This window comes from Arachnia propionica (genome assembly GCF_003859805.1).
In the GTDB taxonomy this organism is placed as follows: Bacteria; Actinomycetota; Actinomycetes; order Propionibacteriales; family Propionibacteriaceae; genus Arachnia; species Arachnia propionica_C.
In genome coordinates this window covers 116,866-137,246 of the sequence record NZ_RQZG01000007.1, presented here as the reverse complement: position 1 = coordinate 137,246, position 20,381 = coordinate 116,866, and the positions used below count along the sequence as shown (strand labels likewise).

At 71.0% G+C, this 20,381-nt stretch carries 22 protein-coding genes; 18 read left to right on the top strand and 4 right to left on the bottom strand.

Annotated elements, in window-relative coordinates:
• Nucleotide 1: 1 nt before the first annotated feature.
• Nucleotides 2-553, bottom strand: coding sequence for a WhiB family transcriptional regulator (locus EII34_RS07855; protein WP_185711233.1), 552 nt, complete (start codon nucleotides 551-553; stop codon nucleotides 2-4).
• Between the two features lie 406 nt (nucleotides 554-959).
• Here EII34_RS07855 and EII34_RS07850 point away from each other — a divergent pair, with 406 nt between their 5' ends.
• From EII34_RS07850 to EII34_RS07835, 5 genes are read left to right on the top strand one after another with little or no spacing between them, the layout of a single operon-like run.
• Nucleotides 960-1,244, top strand: a complete 285-nt coding sequence (locus EII34_RS07850) for a WhiB family transcriptional regulator (protein ID WP_124844598.1) — start codon at nucleotides 960-962, stop codon at nucleotides 1,242-1,244.
• A gap of 41 nt (nucleotides 1,245-1,285) precedes the next feature.
• Entirely contained in the window at nucleotides 1,286-1,444 is a 159-nt protein-coding gene (locus EII34_RS15935; RefSeq protein ID WP_185711232.1) for a DUF4177 domain-containing protein, read from the top strand.
• Nucleotides 1,444-1,905, top strand: coding sequence for a RidA family protein (locus EII34_RS07845; protein WP_124844597.1), 462 nt, complete (start codon nucleotides 1,444-1,446; stop codon nucleotides 1,903-1,905). Before EII34_RS15935 ends, EII34_RS07845 begins: the two co-directional genes overlap by 1 nt.
• Entirely contained in the window at nucleotides 1,902-2,519 is a 618-nt protein-coding gene (gene nth / locus EII34_RS07840; RefSeq protein WP_124844596.1) for an endonuclease III, read from the top strand. The genes EII34_RS07845 and nth overlap by 4 nt, the downstream gene beginning before the upstream one ends.
• The gene (locus tag EII34_RS07835) at nucleotides 2,498-3,121 is read left to right on the top strand and encodes an NUDIX hydrolase (protein ID WP_185711231.1); all 624 of its coding nucleotides are present in this window, start codon (nucleotides 2,498-2,500) and stop codon (nucleotides 3,119-3,121) included. Before nth ends, EII34_RS07835 begins: the two co-directional genes overlap by 22 nt.
• Here EII34_RS07835 and EII34_RS07830 read toward each other — a convergent pair.
• Entirely contained in the window at nucleotides 3,110-3,586 is a 477-nt protein-coding gene (locus EII34_RS07830) for a phage holin family protein (RefSeq protein WP_185711230.1), read from the bottom strand. The genes EII34_RS07835 and EII34_RS07830 overlap by 12 nt on opposite strands.
• 45 nt (nucleotides 3,587-3,631) lie before the next feature.
• A complete protein-coding gene (locus EII34_RS07825) occupies nucleotides 3,632-4,375 on the bottom strand; it encodes a class I SAM-dependent methyltransferase (protein WP_124844593.1) in 744 nt (247 codons plus the stop codon).
• A gap of 96 nt (nucleotides 4,376-4,471) precedes the next feature.
• Here EII34_RS07825 and ssd point away from each other — a divergent pair, with 96 nt between their 5' ends.
• The 4 genes from ssd to EII34_RS07805 are packed head-to-tail and all read left to right on the top strand — an operon-like array spanning nucleotide 4,472 to nucleotide 7,984.
• The gene (gene ssd, locus EII34_RS07820; RefSeq protein WP_124844592.1) at nucleotides 4,472-5,476 is read left to right on the top strand and encodes a septum site-determining protein Ssd; all 1,005 of its coding nucleotides are present in this window, start codon (nucleotides 4,472-4,474) and stop codon (nucleotides 5,474-5,476) included.
• Nucleotides 5,476-6,612, top strand: coding sequence for a TadA family conjugal transfer-associated ATPase (locus tag EII34_RS07815; RefSeq protein WP_124844591.1), 1,137 nt, complete (start codon nucleotides 5,476-5,478; stop codon nucleotides 6,610-6,612). The genes ssd and EII34_RS07815 overlap by 1 nt, the downstream gene beginning before the upstream one ends.
• Nucleotides 6,609-7,382, top strand: coding sequence for a type II secretion system F family protein (locus tag EII34_RS07810; protein ID WP_124844590.1), 774 nt, complete (start codon nucleotides 6,609-6,611; stop codon nucleotides 7,380-7,382). Before EII34_RS07815 ends, EII34_RS07810 begins: the two co-directional genes overlap by 4 nt.
• Nucleotides 7,379-7,984, top strand: coding sequence for a type II secretion system F family protein (locus EII34_RS07805; RefSeq protein WP_124844589.1), 606 nt, complete (start codon nucleotides 7,379-7,381; stop codon nucleotides 7,982-7,984). Before EII34_RS07810 ends, EII34_RS07805 begins: the two co-directional genes overlap by 4 nt.
• Here EII34_RS07805 and EII34_RS07800 read toward each other — a convergent pair.
• The gene (locus EII34_RS07800; RefSeq protein ID WP_124844588.1) at nucleotides 7,968-10,208 is read right to left on the bottom strand and encodes a DEAD/DEAH box helicase; all 2,241 of its coding nucleotides are present in this window, start codon (nucleotides 10,206-10,208) and stop codon (nucleotides 7,968-7,970) included. The genes EII34_RS07805 and EII34_RS07800 overlap by 17 nt on opposite strands.
• A gap of 244 nt (nucleotides 10,209-10,452) precedes the next feature.
• Between EII34_RS07800 and EII34_RS15930 the strand changes: the two genes are divergently transcribed.
• From EII34_RS15930 to EII34_RS07755, 9 genes are all read left to right on the top strand, one after another.
• A complete protein-coding gene (locus EII34_RS15930; protein WP_185711229.1) occupies nucleotides 10,453-10,671 on the top strand; it encodes a DUF4244 domain-containing protein in 219 nt (72 codons plus the stop codon).
• 80 nt (nucleotides 10,672-10,751) lie between these two features.
• The gene (locus tag EII34_RS07790; protein ID WP_124844586.1) at nucleotides 10,752-11,069 is read left to right on the top strand and encodes a TadE family type IV pilus minor pilin; all 318 of its coding nucleotides are present in this window, start codon (nucleotides 10,752-10,754) and stop codon (nucleotides 11,067-11,069) included.
• Nucleotides 11,066-11,422 carry an Rv3654c family TadE-like protein gene (locus tag EII34_RS07785; protein ID WP_124844585.1) on the top strand — a complete coding sequence of 119 codons (357 nt, stop codon included), beginning with the start codon at nucleotides 11,066-11,068 and terminating at the stop codon, nucleotides 11,420-11,422. Before EII34_RS07790 ends, EII34_RS07785 begins: the two co-directional genes overlap by 4 nt.
• A gap of 208 nt (nucleotides 11,423-11,630) precedes the next feature.
• Entirely contained in the window at nucleotides 11,631-13,127 is a 1,497-nt protein-coding gene (locus EII34_RS07780; RefSeq protein ID WP_124844584.1) for a DUF7059 domain-containing protein, read from the top strand.
• Between the two features lie 14 nt (nucleotides 13,128-13,141).
• Entirely contained in the window at nucleotides 13,142-15,793 is a 2,652-nt protein-coding gene (topA, locus tag EII34_RS07775; RefSeq protein WP_124844583.1) for a type I DNA topoisomerase, read from the top strand.
• A 34-nt stretch (nucleotides 15,794-15,827) separates the two neighbouring features.
• Nucleotides 15,828-17,144, top strand: coding sequence for a CYTH domain-containing protein (locus EII34_RS07770; protein ID WP_124844582.1), 1,317 nt, complete (start codon nucleotides 15,828-15,830; stop codon nucleotides 17,142-17,144).
• A complete protein-coding gene (gene tmk / locus EII34_RS07765) occupies nucleotides 17,141-17,767 on the top strand; it encodes a dTMP kinase (RefSeq protein ID WP_124844581.1) in 627 nt (208 codons plus the stop codon). Before EII34_RS07770 ends, tmk begins: the two co-directional genes overlap by 4 nt.
• A complete protein-coding gene (locus EII34_RS07760) occupies nucleotides 17,764-18,909 on the top strand; it encodes a DNA polymerase III subunit delta' (protein ID WP_124844580.1) in 1,146 nt (381 codons plus the stop codon). The genes tmk and EII34_RS07760 overlap by 4 nt, the downstream gene beginning before the upstream one ends.
• 115 nt (nucleotides 18,910-19,024) lie before the next feature.
• The gene (locus tag EII34_RS07755) at nucleotides 19,025-20,347 is read left to right on the top strand and encodes a DoxX family protein (RefSeq protein WP_124844579.1); all 1,323 of its coding nucleotides are present in this window, start codon (nucleotides 19,025-19,027) and stop codon (nucleotides 20,345-20,347) included.
• The last annotated feature ends 34 nt before the right edge of the window (nucleotides 20,348-20,381 follow it).

Below are 20,381 nucleotides of genomic sequence, written 5' to 3'. Positions count from 1 at the left end.
CTCAGGCCACCATGTCGTCGGCGTCACCCAGCACCTCGGCGGCAGCCGCCATCACCTGGGCCCTCGACGGGGTGAGGCGCCGGACGGAGGCCCGGGGTTCGGTCCGGGCCGCAGCCTTGCGGAGGTGACGCTTCACCGTCGAGATGGAGCAGCCGAGCCTGGCTGCGATGGCCGACAGCGGCTGGGTGGGATTGGCCGCGCGAAGCCGCTGGATCTCCTCCTGGTTGAAGGCCCGCCCGGAGTTGACCCCGGCGAAGGGGTCGTTGTCCACCGGGTCGATGCTCACGCCGAGCAGCTCACGGATCTCGAGGCGCTGCTCCTCGGTGGTGCCTGCGACGACGCCGGCGACGTCGTGGTGGACGACGGCGTCGGTGAGGCACTGCGCCTGGAACGGGCACCCGGCGCACAACGAGACGGCGCGGGACATCAGCGCGGCCCGCTGGCGACGCTCGGCGGCGCTCTCCCGCTTGGTCTCCCCGTCCTCGAGGAGTGGGTTCTGGAAGAGGTGGGCGAACTTCACGCAGGGGGTGTTGGCATCGAGCGCGATGGTCATCGTTGTTCCTCCTCGCCCCATCATGTGGGGGCCACTGTTTCGTTCCTGTGACATCTACAGTGGCGGATCCGGCTCGGCCTGAACAGCGTTTTCGCTAGTGGGTACTACCCGTCTTGGCTAGGTACTGGGGACGGCGCCGTCTGAGTATCCGTACTCAGTGGAAAAACATCGTCAACCTGCGGCTGACTAGGCATTCAGCAGAAATGATGTCGGCCTATCGGGTGAAGGCGCACGTCAGCGTCGAGCGCGGGTCGGGGTGTCTCGAACCGTCCCTGAAGCGTGGTACTCAGGTCGAGCGGCCGCCCTGCAGCGACGGTTGAGGTTGAATCCACTACCACTTTTGCTTTTCCCGGGAATGCGCTAGCGTCAAGAAAACGACGGTGTCGATGCGCGAGGGAGGGCATGGATGTCTTGGGCAGAGGCAAGTGAGTGGACACTGAGGGCCAGGTGTCGGGACATGGCGGACGCACTGTTCCCCGAAGGGAAGGAGCAGAAGCGGGCGCGCAACGTGTGCATCGGGTGCCCGGTCAGGATGGAGTGCTTGGCAGAAGCACTGGACAACCGGATCGAATGGGGGGTGTGGGGTGGCATGACCGAACGTGAACGACGGCACCTGCTCCGCACCCGTCCGGACATCACGTCCTGGCGGGACCTGTTGCTGACCTACGGGCAGTTGCCGAAGGCCGGGTGAGCCATCGACAACGGTCGATGGTCGGTGGCAAGCTTGGGGGCATGACCAAGTGGGAATACCTGACCGCTCCGATCCTCAGCCACGTCTCGCAGCAGATCCTCAACAACTTCGGTTCCGAGGGCTGGGAGCTCGTGACCCTGGCCCCCGGGCCCAACCCGGACACGCTGGTGGGCTACTTCAAGCGTCCGCTGGACCAGTGATGACCAGCCCGTCGACGCGGCTCGCCGCCCTGGGGCTGGAACTGCCCGCCGTCGTGACGCCGCTGGCCGCGTACACGCCCGCCCTGCGGGTGGGCGACCAGGTGTGGACCTCCGGCCAGCTGCCGATGCGCGACGGACACCTGGGTGTCACCGGGAAACTGGGGGCCGGGGTGGAGATCGCCGACGGGGCGGCCGCCGCCAGGCAGTGCGCCCTCAACGCACTGGCCGCCGCGGCGGAGACCGCAGGCGGTCTGGACAACATCGCCAGGGTGCTCAAGGTCGTGGTCTTCGTCGCCTCCGACCCGTCCTTCACCGCGCAGCCGCAGGTGGCCAACGGGGCCTCCGAGCTCATCGGTGAGGTGTTCGGCACCGCGCACGCCCGCAGCGCCGTCGGGGTGGCCGTGCTGCCGTTGGACGCCCCCGTCGAGGTCGAGATCGTCGTTGAGCTGAACACCCCGTGACCGCGGCCGAGGTCGGGGCCAGGCTGGCCCTGGCCCACCCGGACGCCCACTGCGAGCTCGACCACGACTCGCCGTTCCAGCTGCTGGTGGCCACCGTGCTGTCCGCTCAGACCACCGACGCGCGGGTCAACCAGGTGACCCCGCAGCTGTTCACCCGCTGGCCCGATCCCCGGGCCCTGGCGGAGGCCGAGGTCGAGGACGTGGAGCAGGTGATCTCCTCACTGGGACTGTTCCGCAGCAAGGCCCGCTCCCTGGTGGCGCTGTCGGCTGCCCTGCTCAGGGACCACGACGGGCAGGTCCCGGCCACCCTCGCCGAGCTGGTGAAGCTGCCCGGGGTGGGCCGCAAGACCGCGAACGTGGTGCTCGGCAACGCCTTCGACATCCCCGGCATCACCCCGGACACCCATGTCATCCGGTTGGCCAACCGGCTGGGCTGGGTGGACTCCACCCGACCCGATGACGTGGAACGGGCGGTCGGGGCGTTGTTCCCACCGAAGGAGTGGGTGATGCTGTGTCACCGGATGATCTGGCACGGCCGTCGCTGCTGCCATGCCCGTCGCCCCACCTGCACCGAGTGCGCGTTGGAGGACCTGTGCCCGGCCTCACGAGCCTGAGAGCCGCCCTGGCGGCCGGACGTCCCGAACGACTGGGGCAGTTCGGTGCCGCCCCGGCGGGGGCCCGGCAGGCGTCCGTGCTGGTGCTGCTGAGCGATGAGTCCTCACCGACGGTGCTGCTCACCGAACGGAGCCAGGGGCTGCGTTCCCACGCCGGGCAGATCTCCTTCCCCGGGGGTGGTCTGGAGGTGGGCGAGACCGCCGTCGCAGGGGCACTGCGGGAGGCCGAGGAGGAGGTGGGGCTGCCGGCTGGGCTGGTGGAGCCCATCGGCTGCCTCCCGACGGCGTGGGTACCGGTCAGCGGCTACGAGGTGACCCCCGTCGTCGCCTCCTGGCGGGACCCGGTGGAACTGGTCCCGAACGATCCCGGTGAGGTGGCCGGGGTGATGCGGCTCCCCCTCGACCGGCTGGCCGACCCGGCCTCCAGGGTGACCGCGAGTCTTCCGGGAGGGTACCGGGGACCGGCCTTCGAGTCGGGGGAGTGGTTCATCTGGGGCTTCACCGCTCACCTGCTGGACGTCATCCTCAGCCTCGGGGGATGGGGCCTGCCCTGGGACCGGGACAGGGTACGGTCGGTTCCGGGCCGTTTCCTACGCGACTGAGTCGTCCAGGGGAACGCCGTCGAGTTCGATGCCGTGGTGGGTCGTGACGGCAGGGCTCGGCTGCCCACCGAGCGAGTCGGTGAGGGCGGTGAAGGTGGCCCTGGCCTCCTCGATGGTGGCATGGGGGGCCTCGACCCTCAGGAACCGGCCCCGGGCGAGCAGTGCCAGCACCGCCGCGACGATCAGCGACAGCACCATCGAGATCAGGAAGCCCAGGGTCAGCGACCCCATCAGGGAGACCCCCGCCAGCGCGTTGAACAGCCACCCGATGCCGAATCCCAGCGTGATGACCAGCATCCAGGCGGCATGGAACAGGAAGGCGGCCGCCCCTGCGGCCAGACCGGAACCGATCCCCGCATGCTTGGCGGCAGGGATGAGCTCCGCCTTCGCCAGTTCGGACTCACGCGCGACGAACTCGGTGAGTGAGTCCCGCAGTTTCTGGAACGTGGTGGGGGTGCTGGCCATCATCATCCTTTCCCGACTGGTGCCCAACTCTACTCGCCGACCTCCTCAGACATCGATGCTGATGCCGGTCTCCGGTGGAGCGACGGGGGCGGTCAGCTCGTCGTGGTTCACCCAGGCCCGCCAGGCCAGCAGCTGGAACGGCAGTTTCAGGTTCTCGCCGGGCCTGACCGCGTGCTCGAAGAGGTCACGCACCTCGTCGCGGAGCCTCGCGGCCTGGGACTCGGTGAGGTTGCGGGACAACGGCTGGGAGGCGACCAGCTGCTGCAGGTCCGGCAGCGAGATGGTCTGCCAGATCCGGAACGCCCGGTGCTCCACCTCCGGGAAGTACTTGCAGGCGTCGATGGCCTCCAACGAGTCGTGGCCGTACTCGCCCCGCATCGCCATCGGGTCGTAGTGGCGCAGCAGGGCGGTCAGTCGCCTGACCCACGGCACCGAGTCGTCGCGAACCACGTAGGAGGCGGAGAAGCAGCCACCGGGGCGCAGCACCCGTGCGACCTCGGACAGGGTGCGGGGGGCGTCGAAGTGGTGGAAGCTCTGGTGGCAGAACACCACGTCGAACTGGCAGGGGTCGATGGGCATGGCCTCCGGGCGGGCCCAGATGGGGGTGATGCCCTCACGGTGGCGCAGCCGATCGATGGCGTGCTCCTCGTGGGCCATCGCGAACATGGTGTGCCCGTCCTCCTGCAGGCGACGAGCCAACTGGGCAGCGCCGATCGTGAGGCCACGCACACCGGGCCACACGGCCAGCCAGGTGAGCGCCTCGGGGGGCAGGGGGTTGATCTTCGGCATCTTTTCTCGTGGGGTAGGGGAAGTTGTGAGGATCAGGTTATCCACAGATTCGGGGTTCGATGACCATTCGGACCGAGGGTTGCCCAAAGTGTATGTGTGAACGGTGAACAGAACACGCCACCGGTCCTGGTCTCCCGGGACCCGACCCTCATCGAGACGATCGAGGCGACCGCACTCGCGCTCGGCGTCGAACTGCGCCTGGTCAAGGGGCGGGAGCAGCTGAGGGAGGTGTGGGAGACGACCCCGCTGCGTCTCGTCGGGGCGGACCAGGCGACACGGACCGCCGGATTGGAGGCCACACCGGGGACGTGGCTGGTCGGTTTCGACTCGCCGGAGCTGCTGCGCATCTCGGCGGAGCTGTGCGTCCCCGCGATCCTGTTGCCGGACCACACGCCGCGGCTGGCGGAGGTCCTGAGCACCGGTGGGGTGGTCCGCAGTGAGGCCCTCGTGGTCGCACTGGTCGGGGCCAGTGGCGGGTTGGGGGTCAGTTCGCTGTGCGTGGCGCTGGCGACCCGGGCAGCCGAGACCGGGTCGCGGACGGTGACGGTGGAGCTGACCCCCGGTGGCGGCCTGGACCTGCTGTTCGGTGCGGAAGGCGTGGGTGGGATGAGCTGGGACGACCTCCACGCGGCGCGCGGGGAGATCGGGGATCTCACCGGGCATCTGGCGACGGTGGACCAGGTCCAGGTGCTGCCCCGCGGCCGCAGGCCGGGGCGGCTTCCCGACAGAGCGGCCGTCGAGTCGGTGCTGCGGGCGCTGCGGCGCAGTCATGACATGGTGGTGGTGGACGCCGGGACGGGGGAGCGGGTCGGCTGGCTGGGCAGGCAGGCCACCACGGTGCTGCTGGTCGGCGCGGACGTCTCCTCCGTCGCCGCGGCACGGGCGGGTGAGATCCGGGGTGCCGGGGTGGTGGTGCGTTCCGGGAGAGGGCGTCGACTGCCCGGCCCCGCCGTCGCGGAGGCGCTCGGGTTGCCGTTGCTGGGGCAGCTCCGGGAGGACGTGCGGGTGCCGCGACTCGCGGCGGAGGGGACCAGCGTCGGGTCCCGGCTGGCCAGGCGGCTGGCGAAGGACGCGAGGCGGCTGCTGGGGCAGGTGCGGTGATGCTGGACGAGCTGCAGCAACGGCTGGGAAGGCTGGGGCGGCCCCACACCGCCGCGGATGTCGCCGTCGCGATGCGGGCCATGGGTCTGGTGGTCACGGACCGATCCCTGCGGGAGGCCCTGGACCAGGTGCGTCGCCACTCGGTGGGGGCTGGGCCGCTGGAGGAACTGCTGGTCGAGCCGGGGGTCACCGACGTGCTGGTCAACGGCCCGGACCAGGTGGTGGTGGACCGCGGAGCAGGCCTGGAGAGCACGGGCATCACCTTCACCGACGACGAGGAGGTGCGGCGCCTGGCGATCCGGTTGGCGGCGAACGTGGGACGTCGCCTCGACGACGCGCAGCCGTTCGTCGATGCGCGACTGCCCGGTGGGGTGCGGCTGCATGCCGTCCTGGCCCCGACGGCGAGTCCGGGGACCTGCATCTCGTTGCGCATCCCGGGCGCACGGACCCTCGGCCTGGAGCGGTTGCTGGAGCTGGGTTCCCTCACCCCGCTGGCACTTCGGCTGTGCCGGGCCCTGGTGGCCTCACGGGTGCCGTACCTGGTCTCCGGTGGCACGGGAACGGGCAAGACGACACTGCTGGCGGGGTTGTTGGCGGAGGTGCCCGACGATGAACGGATCGTGCTGGTGGAGGACTCCCGGGAGCTGGTGCCGAACCATCCGCACTGCGTCCGGCTCGAGGCCCGCCCGGCCAACAGCGAGGGCAGTGGGGCCATCACCTTGACCACGCTGGTGCGGCAGGCACTCAGGATGCGACCCGACCGGTTGGTGCTGGGAGAGGTGCGGGGCGCGGAGGTGGTGGATCTGCTCACCGCCCTCAACACCGGTCATGAGGGCGGCTGCGGCACCCTCCACGCCAACTCCGCCGATGACGTCCCGGCCCGGCTGGAGGCCCTCGCGGCACTTGGCGGGCTGCACCGTGACGCCTGCCACGCCCAGGTGGCCTCGGCACTTCGAGTGGTGCTGCACCTGCGTCGGGAGAGCGACGGCTCACGTCGGCTGGCCGAGGTGGGGGTGGTGCGGCGCACCCCGAGCGGACTGGTGACGGTGGTTCCTGCATGGCACTTCGAGGCCGGGCAGGACCACCCCGGCCCGGGCGAGGCGGAGCTGCGCTGTGTGATGGGGTGGGGGCCGTGACGGCCGTGGTGGGTCTGCTGAGTGGGCTGGCGATCCTGGTGTGGCTGGGGCCGCGGCAGTCGTTGGGTCGGTTGCAGGAGTCCGCGCCGTCGCGTGTCGGGAGGACCTCGGTGCGGTTGCTGTGGGCGGGGCCGCTGCTGCTGGGGCTGCTGCTCGGCGGCGTCCAGGGACTGGCCTGGACGGCCTCGGCCACCATCGTGGTGGGCACCGGGGGCTGGCTGGCCCGTCGGGTCCGGCTGGCACGACGGGTCAGGCGTGGCCGTGAGGAGACGGCCCGGTCCATCCTGGGACTCGCCCTGCTGCTGCGTTCCGGGAAGATCCCGACGGTGGCCCTGGCGGAGGCGGCCGAGGACTGTCCCGCGTTGGCCCCTGTCGTCGCCACGGCCCACCTCGGGGGTGATGTTCCGCAGGCCCTGACGGCGGTGGCCGCAGCGCCGGGTCGGGAGGGGTTCGGGCAGGTGGCCGCGGCCTGGCGGATCGCGGAGCGGCTCGGTGCGCCGGTGGCCTCGGTGCTGACCCAGGTGGCGGAGGCCCTCAGGGCGGAGCAGGAGCTGCAGGGCGTGGTGGGGGCTGAGCTGGCGATGGCGAAGGGCAGCGCCCGGGTGCTCGCGGTGCTGCCCTTCGGTGCCCTGGGTCTGGGATTCCTGGCCGGGGCGAACCCGGTGGCCTTCCTGATCGGGAACCCGCTGGGGTGCTGGGTGGTGCTCCTGGCTGTGGGGTTGGCCGCCACCGGACTGGTGTGGACGGAACGGATGGGAGGGCAGGTATGACCGAGGTGCTCGTCGGAATCTGTCTCGGGGTTGCGGTGCTGCTGCTGTGGCCTCCTGATCCAATGACCCGGTTGCGGGAGTCCCCGGTGCCGCTGTCATCCGGGAGTCGGGGGTCGTGGTGGCGGCGGGGGCGAGGCGACAAGGACCGCTCATCCGCGTCGGTGGCTGCGGAACTGCCCCAGACCCTGGAGCTGATGGCGGTCTGCCTGGAGTCCGGGGCGACGCTGACGGGGGCCGTGACGACGCTGCGTGAACTCAGTCCACCGGCGACCGCCGAGGTGCTGGGTGGGGTGGTGGCGGCCCTGCACGTCGGGCGTGACCCGACGAAGGCGTGGCTGACGCTGGCGGAGCATCCTGCGTGGGGGCCACCGGCCCGGGACCTGGCGCGCGCGCTGCGCAGTGGGACGGGGATGGCGGAGAGTCTGCGGGTCCACGCGGAGGAGGTCAGGCGACGTCGCCGTGAGGCCGCGATGCGTGCGGCCCGGGCCGTCGGGGTCAAATCGGTGCAGCCACTGATGGCCTGCTTCCTGCCCGCCTTCGTGCTGCTGGGTGTGGTGCCGTTGGTGGCCTCCCTGGTGGGCAGGCTCATCGGTCCAGGATGAGCCTCAGCAGTGTGGTGGCCGCGGCCTTGTCCAGCAGGTGGTTGGCATTGCCGCACTTCGGGGAGACCACGCAGGCGGGACAGCCGTCGTCGCAGCGGCAGTCCTGCAGTCGCTCCAGGGTCGCGCCCAGCCACGCCTCGGCCTGCTCGAAGCCCTGGGCGGCGAACCCGGCGCCTCCCTCCAGGCCGTCGTGGACGAAGACCGTGGCCAGGCCCGTGTCGGGATGGAGTGCGGTGGACACGCCACCGATGTCCCAGCGGTCGCAGGGTGCGAAGGCGGGCAGCAGCCCGATGGCGGTGTGCTCGGCGGCATGTGCCGCGGCCCCGAGGACCAGCTCGGCCCCGCCGGTGGCGATGCGTCGGGCCACCTCGTCGGGGACGGTGTACCACACGGCCTGGGTGACCATGGTGTGCTGCGGGCACTCCAGCGGGGTGGCATCGAGCACGTCGTGACTCACCTCGTCGCGGCGGAGGTACCCGGTGACCTGCCAGGTCAGCCTGACCTCCCCGAAGCAGACCTCGGTGTTCCCGAGGGTCCTGCGGCGCAGCTCCCGCACGATCTCGATGTCGCGGGTGGTCTCGGCCACCGTGTACCAGGTGGGGTGCGAGGCCACCACCAGGGCCTGGCGTTCCTCGAGGTCCAGTCGGGTGACGACGAAGCTCTGGCCCCGGTGCAGGTAGACCGCCCCGACGTGGACGATGCGGTCCGCGGACTCGGGGTCCACGGTGCCGATCACCACGCCGGTGGCACGTTCGATGATCTCGACCGGCCTGGCCCCTGAGGTGCGCAGGTCGATGTGGTCGACGGCCCGGTCGGGGCGGGTCCAGAACCAGCGGCCTCCTCGGTCCCGCAGCACCTTGGATGCAGCCAGGTGGGAGGCGAGCGGAAGGGTCGTCGGGCCGAACCAGCGTTCGTCGTCGGCGCTCAGTGGCAGTTCCTGGGCCGCCGCGGCCAGGTGTGGCCCCAGCACATGGGGGTTCTCGGGGTGGCAGACGGCCTGCTCGACGGGGGAGTCGAGCACCAGCTCGGGATGCTCCAGCAGGTAGGCATCCAGGGGATTCTCGCTGGCCAGCAGCACCACCAGGCTGTCCTGTCCGGCACGTCCCGCACGTCCGGCCCGTTGCCAGAACGACGACAACCGTCCCGGGAAGCCGGCGATGAGCACGGAGTCCACCCCGGAGACGTCGATGCCCAGTTCGAGTGCGCTGGTGGTGGCCAGGCCGCTGATGGTGCCGTCCTGCAGGGCCGCCTCCAGCTCGCGACGCTCCATCGCCAGGTAGCCGCCCCGGTAGGAGGCGATCCGTTCCGGCTCCCGGGCCAGTTCGGCTGCGGTCCGGGAGGTCAGCTCCGCCCCGGCCCGGGAGGTGACGAAGGCCAGGGTCTGGGTGCCGCCGTCGCTGAGCCCGGCGAGCAATCGTGCGGTGTCGTGGTGCACGGTGGTCGCGGGCCGCCACAGGGCGACGGTGCGGGCGGGGGCAGGAGCGGTGGAGTGCTCCACCACCTGGACGTCGTCCTCCCCGATGAGGGCACCACCGAAGGTGGCGGCGTTCGGGGTGGTCGCGGAGCTGAGCAGCACGGTGGGGTCGGCACCGTGGTGGTGGGCGATCCGGCGGAGGCGTCGCAGCACCTGGGCGACGTGGGCACCGAAGACGCCCTGGTAGTGGTGGGCCTCGTCGACGACGATGTGGCGCAGCCCACCGAGCAACGTGGCCCACCGGTGATGGCGGGGCAGCACCGAGTGGTGGAGCATGTCGGGATTGGTCAGCACCAGGTGGGCGTGTTCTTGTGCGAAGCGACGCTCTGCCTCGTCGGAGTCGCCGTCCAGGGTGGTGATGCGCACCCGGTTCGGTGCGAGTGCCGTGGCGGCCCGGGCCTGGTCGTGGGCCAGGGCCTTGGTGGGGGCCAGGTACAAGGCGGTGGGGCGACGGTGGACGAAACCCCGCGCCGAGGTGGTGGGGGTGTCGAGGGAGGCGAGGATGGGCATGAGGTAGGCCAGTGACTTGCCGGAGCCGGTGGGGGTGCAGATCGCCGCGTGGACCCCGGCGTGGCCGAACTCGGCGAAGGACACCTGGTGCCGGTAGGGCCGCTCCACCCCTGCGGCCCGGATGGCGGCCACCACGTCGTCGGGGAGCCAGGCGGGCCACGCCACGTGTTCGCCGGGGGACTCCGGGAGACGACGCAGCGCCACCACCTCGTCACCCGAGGTCACCCAGTCCCAGTCCACGCCCCCTACTCTGCCATCCTGCGGCCCGGTCCCACCCCGAGCCGCGTGTCGTCCATGGCCCGCTGACACGCGGTCACCTGCGCACGACGGTGGACCGGCAGTCCGGCCCGGGTGTTGTCACCAGGGCCTGAGGTGTTGTCACCTCGAGGAGGGGATGTGGGAAAACGTCCTGGCGCAGCTCCTGTGTCCATGGTGGGAGTATCACCGGTCGAGAGCCGACCGGGATGAGTTCAAAGGAGAAGCCATGTCCGCCCTGATCCCTGTCCGCCGCAGCACCCGTTCCTCCCGGCCGGCCCGTCGGCACGCCGAACGGGGACTCACCACCGTCGAGTACGCGATCGGTCTGCTGGGGGCCGCCGCAGCAGCCCTGTTGCTGCTGCGCATCTTCAACGACAACTCCATCTTCGACGCCATGATGAAGTGGGTCACCGACATCTTCGTCCAGGCCGCGGCCCACGACTGACCCTCATGCGTGGGACGGCTCCGGCCGTCCCACGCCCCAAGGTCTGGACCACGGGGCGTGGGTGCGGTCAACGAGGGATGGTGACGGTGGAACTGGCCATCGGGCTCATCGTCGTGGTGATGCTGCTCGGCACCCTCACCGCCGTGGTGCTGCTCGGGGTGACCCAGGCAGGGCTGCACACCGCGGCCGCCGAGACCGCCCGGTACCTGGCCCGCGGGGACACCACGGCGGCGGATGCCGCCACCGAGCGGGCCCCGGCCGGGGCCACGGCCAGCATCGACACCACCCGTGAGGGGGTGGCGGTGACCCTGACCGCAGAGGTGGAGGTGCCCGGGTTGGGGGTGGTGCCGCTCACGGCCCACGCCTTCACCCCCTGGGAGCCGGGGGAGGGGCCATGAGACCAGACGAACGTGGCGCGGGAACGCTGATGGTGGCCGCGGTCTGCCTGGCCCTGGTCGCCGTCGTCACGGGGGCGTTGGTGCTGGTGGGCTGGCTCGGTGCTGCGACCAGGGCTGGCGGTGCCGCCGACCTGACGGCACTCGCCGCGGCGGAGGCGGTGGCGCAGGGGCAGGACGGCTGTGCCATCGCCACCCGCACCGCCGAGGCCAACGAGGCGGACCTGGAGACCTGCCAGGTCTTCGGTGAACCCCGCAGCTTCGTCGTCGAGGTCAGCATCCGGGTGCCGCTGGGTGCCGGGCTCGGCCGAACCGGTCTGGCCGTGACCCGCACCGCCACCGCCGGGACGGGGTGATGTCCGGGCCACGCCTCCCAACCGTCCACGCGAGACACGGCGGTTTCAGGTCACGCGGCCCCGTGGTTCGTGCACGAGGGGCTGGGGTGGGATGGGGCCGGAACACGCGGCGCGACGCAGTACGACGCGGCCATCGTCACACGGCCCGCACCGTGGTGTGGGCTGATGTGATGCGGCGAGGAAGGAGGAGGGATGACACAGTTGGGCCATGGACTTCACCGGCCTCAGCGAGACGCTGCTCACCCACGACTACACCACCGATGCCGTGCTGGAACGGATCGGCGGGACCGGCCAGGCCGGGCTCGGTCGCAACTCCACCGTTCCCGCCGATGTCGGGCTGGCCGGGGGGCTGGACCCGCAGGCGGTGCTGATCCGCCTGTTCCTGCTCCAGCAGACCGTGGCCTCGGCACCGGTCGAGGAGACCTTCGGGGCACACCTGGCCGACCTGCTCGAGGCGGAGGTGCTCAGCCGGTGTGGCGACGAGGTGCGCGCCGTGGTGGATCTCAGACCCTACGGCTCCCCCGACGACGGGGCCTCCGGGTGGTTGGTCAGCGACCTCACCCCCGGCCTCGACGGGACCGTCACCCCACCACGCCCCGACTACGTGCTGGGAGCCTCCCCGGCCTCACAGACCCTGGCCCAGATCACCATGCGCACCCCCGTCGGGCGTGCCCTGGATCTCGGTACCGGGTGCGGGGTGCAGAGCTTCCACCTGAGCAGGCACTGCCAGCAGGTGGTGGCCACCGACGTCAACCCGCGGGCCCTCCGGCTCGCCCGGCTCGGGGCGGCCCTCAGCGGGATGGACATCGACTTCCGCGAGGGCTCCCTGTTCGATCCGGTGGCGGACGACGGCTTCGACCTCATCGTCTCCAACCCGCCCTATGTGATGAGTCCTCCCGACGGTGAGCGCCTCACCTACCGGGAATCGGGGTTCACCGGCGACGGCCTGGTCGAGGCGGTCATCCGGCAGGCCCCCGCTCACCTCAACCCCGGCGGCAGCCTGCAGCTGCTGACCAACTGGGCCGTCGTCGCCGGGCAACCGTGGCAGGAGAGGCTCGCATCCTGGGTGGCGGGCTCCGGCTGTGACCTGCTGGTCCTGGAACGGGAACGCCTGGACCGGTTCGCCTACGTCGAGATGTGGCTCACCGACGCCGGGCTGGCGGGAACCGAGCTGTGGGAGCCCACCTACCGGCGCTGGCTGGCCTACTTCGACCGGCTCGGCATCGACGAGGTGGGGTTGGGCTGGGTGCTGGTCACCAACTCGGGACGCATCACCCCCGACATCCGCTGCGAGTCCTGGCCACACGCCGTCGCCCAACCGGTCGGTGCGGTGTTCGCCGCCCACGCCGAGGCCGTCAGCGCCGCCGAACTGCCTGACGAACAGCTGCTGCGGCTCACCCCTGCCCTGGACCGGGTCGTGGTCGAGACCACTGGACAGCCCGGGGCCGAGGACCCCGAACACCTGGTGCTGCGGCAGCGCACCGGCCTGCTGCGTGGGCTCCGGCTCGCCACCACGACCGGGGCGGTGCTGGGTGCCCTCGACGGCGAACTGGCCGTGGGGCAGACCGTCGCCGCCGTCGCCCACCTGCTGGAGCAGCCCGTCACCGAGGTCGCCCGGGAGGCCCTGCCGGTGGTGCGTCAGGCACTCAGGGAGCAGTACCTGCGCCCCACGGCTGGGGTGTCGGCTATTGTTCCCATGCAGTGAATCAGGGAGGAAGCATGGCTGAGAAGCTGAAGCGGCTCGTGATCGTGGAGTCGCCCACGAAGGCAACCAAGATCGCCGGGTACCTGGGCGACGGTTACATCGTGGAGTCCAGCCGTGGACACATCCGCGACCTCCCGACCGGGGCCGCCGAGGTCCCGGAGAAGTACAAGGGCGCCAAGTGGGCCCGCACCGGGGTGAACATCGCCGATGACTTCGCCCCGCTCTACGTCGTCGCGGCCGACAAGAAGAGCACGCTGCGTGACCTGAAGGCCAGGCTCAAGGAGGCCGACGAACTCCTGCTCGCCACCGATGGTGACCGCGAGGGTGAGGCCATCGCATGGCACCTGCTGGAGGAACTCAAGCCGAAGGTCCCGGCCCGGCGCATGGTGTTCCACGAGATCACCCCCAGCGCCATCGCCGAGGCCGTCGCCAACCCGAGGGAACTCGACGCCGACCTGGTGGATGCGCAGGAGACCCGCCGCATCCTCGACCGACTCTACGGCTACGAGGTCTCCCCCGTGCTGTGGAAGAAGGTGATGCCGAAACTCTCGGCGGGCCGGGTGCAGTCCGTGGCCACCCGGCTGGTGGTGGACCGGGAACGGGAACGCATCGCCTTCGTGCCCGCCTCCTACTGGGATCTCGACGCGGTCCTCGACGCCGGTGAGCAGGCCGATCCCCGCACCTTCCCCGCCCGGCTCACCGGGCTGGACGGGGCCCGGGTGGCCCAGGGCCGTGACTTCGACGCCACCGGCGAGGCGACGAACCAGCAGGCCGTGATCCTCGACCAGGAGGCAGCCGAGGCCCTGGCCGAGGCCCTGCAGGATGCGCGGTTCACCGTCGACGAGGTGGAGGCCAAGCCCTACACGCGCCGCCCCTACGAACCGTTCCGCACCACCACCCTCCAGCAGGAGGCGGGACGCAAACTCGGGTTCACCTCGCAGCGCACCATGTCCGTGGCCCAGGAGCTCTACGAGAAGGGCTTCATCACCTACATGCGAACGGACTCGGTGACCCTGTCCAGCGCCGCCATCGCGGCGGCCCGCGCCCAGGTGGCCGAGCTGTTCGGCGAGCGCTACCTGCCTGCGAAGCCCCGCATCTACGCCTCCAAGGTCAAGAACGCGCAGGAGGCCCACGAGGCCATCCGGCCCGCCGGGGACGTCTTCCGGCACCCCGACGAGACCGGGCTGGTCGGTGACACCCAGCGGCTGTACCGGCTGATCTGGATGCGCACCCTGGCCTCCCAGATGGCCGACGCCCGGGGCGAGCAGATCTCGGTGCACATCCACGCCCCGGTCGCCGCAGCCGGGTTCACCCGGGCGGAACTCACCGCGTCAGGACGCACCATCTCCTTCCACGGGTTCCTCAAGGCCTATGTCGCGGGCACCGACGACGACCAGACGAGCGACGACACGCAGTCGCGACTGCCGCAGCTGACGAAGGGGACCGAGCTCGTCGCCGAGCAGGTCAGGGCCGCCGGGCACGAGACGAAACCCCCGGCCCGCTACACCGAACCCTCCCTCGTGGCGAAACTGGAGGAGCTGGAGATCGGCCGCCCGTCCACCTACGCGTCGATCATCCGCACCATCACCGCCAGGGACTACGTGTTCAAGAAGGGGTCCGCCCTGGTGCCGACCTGGTTGGCCTTCGCGGTGACCCGGCTGCTGGAGGAGCACTTCTCCGAGCTGGTGGACTACGACTTCACCGCGCACCTGGAGGACCTGCTCGACGAGATCGCCGGGGGCAAGGCCGAGCGGCTCCAGGTGCTCTCCGACTTCTACCACGGCCCCGAGGGGGACGCCGCGAAGGGGTTGGAGAAGCTCGTCACCGAGCTGGGTGACATCGACGCCAAGGGACTGTCCACCTTCCCGCTGCGCGACTCCGGCATCGACGTGCGGGTGGGGCGCTACGGCACCTACGTGGAGGCCGCCGACGGCAAGCGCGCCAACGTCCCCGACGACATGGCCCCCGATGCGCTCACCGTCGAGGTGGCCGAGGAGCTGCTGTCGCGCCCGCTCGACGAGGAACGCGAGCTCGGCACCGATCCCGACTCCGGGAACCTCGTCGTGGCGAAGAACGGTCGTTTCGGGCCCTACGTCACCGAGGTGCTGCCCGAGGGATCCCCGAAGTCCGCGAAACCCCGCAGCGCCTCGCTGTTCACGTCGATGTCGCTCGAGACGGTGGACCTGGCGACGGCGCTGAGGTTGATGTCCCTGCCCCGCATCGTCGGCAAGGATCCCGACGGTGTGGAGATCACCGCGCAGAACGGCCGCTACGGGCCCTACCTGAAGAAGGGGACCGATTCGAGGTCGCTCACCTCTGAGGAGCAGATCTTCGACATCACCCTGGAGGAGGCGCTCGCCATCTACGCGGCCCCGAAGACCCGGGGACGGGCGGCGGCCGCGGCCCCGCTGAAGGAGTTCGGGGCCGATCCGGCCACCGGGAGACCGGTGGTGCTGAAGTCCGGACGTTTCGGGCCCTACGTCACCGACGGCGAGACCAATGCGACGCTGCGACGTGACGACTCCCCGGAGGAGATCACCGCCGAGCGGGCCTTCGAACTGCTGGCGGAGAAGCGGGCCAAGGGACCGGCGAGGAAACCGGCCCGCCGATCCACCGCCAAGAGGACCACGACGAAGAAGACCACGACGAAGAAGACCACCAAGTAGGCCACGGGTCGGGGGCGTGTGGGAGAGTGAGGACATGGGGAAGTCCACGGCTGAGGTGATGCGGTTCGACCTGCCCTTCCACGCGGGGCCGCCGCCACTGACCTTCGCGGGAGCCGACATCACCTCCCTGGTGGAACGCCGCTCCACCAGCCACCACATCGACGTCACCGTGCTGGACACCTCCGACGACCGGCTGCTGCGGGCCGGGATCGTGCTGGCCCACCGGGTGCAGGGTGGCGTGGGGGGTTGGTACCTGTCGGCTCCCGGCTGGCAGCCACACCTTCCCGCCGAGCGGAGCATGGACATCGATGCGACCGCCGAGCTGCCCGCCCAGTTCGTCGCCTGGATCCGGCCGTTCATCCGACGTGCCACCGTCGGTCCCGTCGCGGGACTCGAGTGTGAGCGTCGTGACTACGTGATGCGGGGCGAGGACGGGGAACTCGGGACGATCCGTGACGAGCAGGTGACGGTGCTGCGCGGTGGCGTCACCGTCGCCCGGTACCGTGAGGCCACGTTCACCCTGGAGCATCCCACACCTGAGCGGTGCGAGGCCGTGACGACGGCGATGGCTCAGGTGGCGGGGGCCCGGGTCATGCGGTTCCCCACCCTGCAGCAGCGGCTCGGACCACCCGCCTCGGGTTTCACGGACTTCCCGGAGCCGATCAGGGGACGTCGTCGCGAGGTGACCTTGGAAGCCTTCGTGACCTGGCTGTTCGCCACGGATCTCCGGGCCCTGGTCGCGGCGGTGCTGTCCGCCCCGGACACCCTGGTGACGCTGTTCAGCGACATCCGCGGGCATGCGCGTGGCCTGGCCAGTGTGCTGGACCCCGCGTGGCTGCGGGAGCTGGACGAGCTGCTGCTCGGGGAGCCGGGGAGCCGGGTGCTGGAGGTGATCGACGTCCTGGTCGGGGCGGTGCGGGCCCCGCGGCTGGGTGATGCGTCCCGGGAACCGGCGGCACGGCTGCTGCTGCGTCGTGCCGAGCACGGGGCCCGGATCCTGGCCGAGCGGTGCCGGATGCTGTCCCCGGACTCGCCGGACCGGGACTGGGGGGCCGCCCATGCGGCGGCCGAGCAGCTGTGCGCCAGCGGGGCCGTCGCGGCCCACCTGCACGGCAAGGCCGGACGACGGGTGATGAAGCGGCTCACCGGGATCACCCGGGCGTTGGGGCGGTGCGCCGACGTGACGACGGTGGACTCGCTGGACGGGCTGGGCGCCCCGGAGGCGTTCGAGCTGGGGCGCCGGGTGGAGCGGTGTCGGCAGCGCGCCGTCGCCGAGCGGGAGGCCTTCGTCACACAGTGGCCGGATCACGTGAGCGAGGTCACACGCCTGCTGACGAAGGCCCGACGATGAGCAGGGGATTGTTCATCGTCTTCGAGGGGGGCGACGGGGTGGGCAAGTCGACCCAGGTCAGACGTCTCACGGCGTGGCTGGAGGAGCGAGGACTGCCCCATCTGGTGACCCGGCAACCCGGTGGGACCCGGATCGGGGCGAAGCTGAGACAGATCCTGCTGGATCCGGGGCACCAGGAGCTCCACGCGCGCACGGAGGCCCTCGTCTACGCTGCTGACAAGGCGCAGCACGTCGAGGAGGTGATCCGTCCCGCACTGGAGCGGGGCCAGGTGGTGCTGTGCGACCGGTACGTGGACTCGATGATCGCCTACCAGGGGGCGGGTCGGGTGCTGGACTTCGCGGAGGTGGAGCGCGTCGCGGCCTGGGCGACCGGTGGGCTCACACCCGACCTGACGGTGCTGCTGGACGCCGATCCCAGGCAGGCGGTGGCGCGGATCCGGGAGCAGGACCGGCTGGAGGCGGCGGGGCTGGACTTCCACCGTCGCGCCCGGGAGCACTTCCTGCATCTGGCCCGGCGCGCCCCGAAGAGGTACCTGGTCCTCCACGCCCGCAACTCGCGCGAGCAGATCGGGGCGGGTGTCACGGCGAGGGTGGAACGGCTGCTGGCAGGATTGTCGTCGTGAGTGTGTGGGACGAGTTGGTGGGGCAGCACCGGGCGGTCGACACCCTGCGGCGCGCCGTCGAGGGAGGTCGGCACGCGATGACGCACGCCTGGCTGTTCGTCGGTCCGCCGGGGTCGGGGCGTTCCAATGCCGCTCGTGCCTTCGCGGCGGCCCTGCAGTGCCGAGACGGCGGCTGCGGGGTCTGCAACGACTGCCGTACTGCCTTGTCGGGTGCCCATCCGGATGTCACCCTGTTGCGCACGGAGAAACTCAGCATCGGGGTCGACGAGGTACGTGACCTGGTCTCCAGGGCCAACGTCTCACCGGTCGGGGGTCGTTGGCAGGTCGTCGTGGTGGAGGATGCGGACCGGGTCACCGAGCGGGGGGCCGATGCCCTGCTCAAGTCCATCGAGGAGCCGGCACCGAGGACGGTGTGGCTGCTGTGTGCGCCGTCGGCCGACGACGTGATCGTCACCATCCGTTCCCGGTGCCGGGAGCTGCGGCTGGTCACCCCGCCGGTCGAGGAGGTGGCACGGCTGCTGGTGGAACGCGACAAGGTGGACGAGAACCTCGCCCGACACAGCGCGCAGGCCGCGCAGGGGCACATCGGGCGGGCCCGGGCGTTGGCGCTGAACGAGGAGGTGCGTTCGCGCCGTCGTGCGGTGCTGGAGCTGCCGTTGCGGTTGACGTCGTTGTCGGGGTGCCTGGATGCGGCGGCGCGGCTCGTCGAGGACGCCAGTGCCGAGGCGACGGCGTTGACCGCGGACCTGGACGCCAAGGAGATGGCGGAGCTGCAGGCCGCACTCGGGATGGGGGTCAAGGGGGTGAGGGCGCGTGGCACCCAGGGAGCGGTCAAGGACCTGGAGGAGCAGCAGAAGATCCGGGTGAAGCGGTTCCAGCGGGACGCCATCGACGGGGCGTTGACCGAGCTGACGGGGTGGTACCGGGACGTGTTGGCCGCGCAGACGGCCGAGGAGGTGCCGCTGGTCAACGCGGACCTGGCGGATCAGATCCTGCCCTTCGCGGCTGCGACCCGTCCGGAGCAGACCATTCGTGCCCTGGACGCGTTGCTGGCGGCCCGGGAGGCACTGGAGCGCAACGTCGCCCCGGTGTTGGCGTTGGAGGCGATGCTGGTCGAGCTGGGCCGGGCCTCCCGTTCCTGAACGTCCAGGAAGCGGGCGCGCCTTGGCCCCGGGCCATGCCGTCGATGCCATGATGGAAACGAGGTCTCACCTCGCGGTGGGGGTCTCGCAACTGTTGACGGCTTCAGGAGGATCCATGTCTTCAGGCAATGACGGCGAGTGGGTGCGTCAGGGCACGCCCCGGGACGCCGACTGGGATGACGAGCAGAGTGAGTACGGCACCGCGGTCAGCCCGGCCGAGTGGAACGACTACACCCCGGAGCAGTCCGTCCAGGTGACACCCCCGAACGCCAGACCACGTGTCGAGGAGGCCGAGGAGGAGCCGACCACCCGGGTGGTGCTGAGTGACCCGAGGGCGGCCCACGCCTACCCTGAGGGAGGGCCGGGGGCCGAGGACACGTCGGTGCTCACACCGATGCCGGCCCCGCAGGGCGCCGAGCGGGCGGCCCCGGCACGTGCCGCGCAGACCCCCGGTTCCCCCGAGGTGCCGGACAACCTGACGGCTCCGGCCCCCGTCGAGGCGGAGGGCCCCGCTGCCAGGAGGATGCCGCAGGCCCCGAGCCCCATCGAGCCGGAGGCCCCGGCCCCTGCCGCCGAGTCCGCGACCCCCGAGGTCGTCGACCAGCCGGAGCCACAGGCAGCGATCCCGGTCGAGGACGAGGTCACCACCACGCAGGAGGTGCCACTGTTCTCAGAGCCCGGGACGTCGGCTGCCGAGCCGGTGGTGGAGGAGCGGGTCCGGCCACGTCCGATCGTGCCGGAGGCCGAGGAGACCACGACGGCGGTGCCCGCAGACGTGTTCCGGGACGGGGCAGAGGCCCGGACCGAGGTGATCGGTGAGCCGGTGCCGGAACCGACGGCGGCCATGGCGGTGGTGCCGGAGGAGGAGCTGGACGCGGAGCGTCGCCTGGAGGAGCAGGTCGCGGCGGAGCGTGCGGCCCGCAATGAACGCCTCGGGGTCGTCGCGACCTCGCAGCAGGACGAGGTGCGTGCCCCGCAGGCCGTCCCGACCCGGGTGACGGACAAGTTCCTGCCCTCGCTCGGGCTGATGTTCCTGCGGCTGGTGGTGGCCGGGATCCTCGGGGTGATCGGCTACCAGATCCTCACGGCCCCGGAGGCGACGGCGGAGCGGTTGGCCACCACGGTGGTGCCGCAGCCGCAGCTCATGACCTGGGTGCTCGGTTTCACGCTGGGCGGGATCGCGCTGTTCCTGGTGATCGGCCTGATGGTGCGGGTCGTCGGTCTGCTGATGCTGGTGCTGTCCATCGGGTCGCTCGCGCTCTACCGATGGGGTGCGTTCAGCCCGTTCCTGCCCGGCGTCGAGGGCTTCTCGGGTGACCGGGACCTGCTGCTCGGCGCGGTGGGGCTGTTGTTCGTGGCCGTCGGTGGTGGTGGTTGGGGCATCGACGGTGCCTTCCGTCGTGGCCGTGCCCGCGCGAAGGAGGAACGCACCTCCTGATTCACGTTCCTGTCAGGGACCGCCACTACGCTTG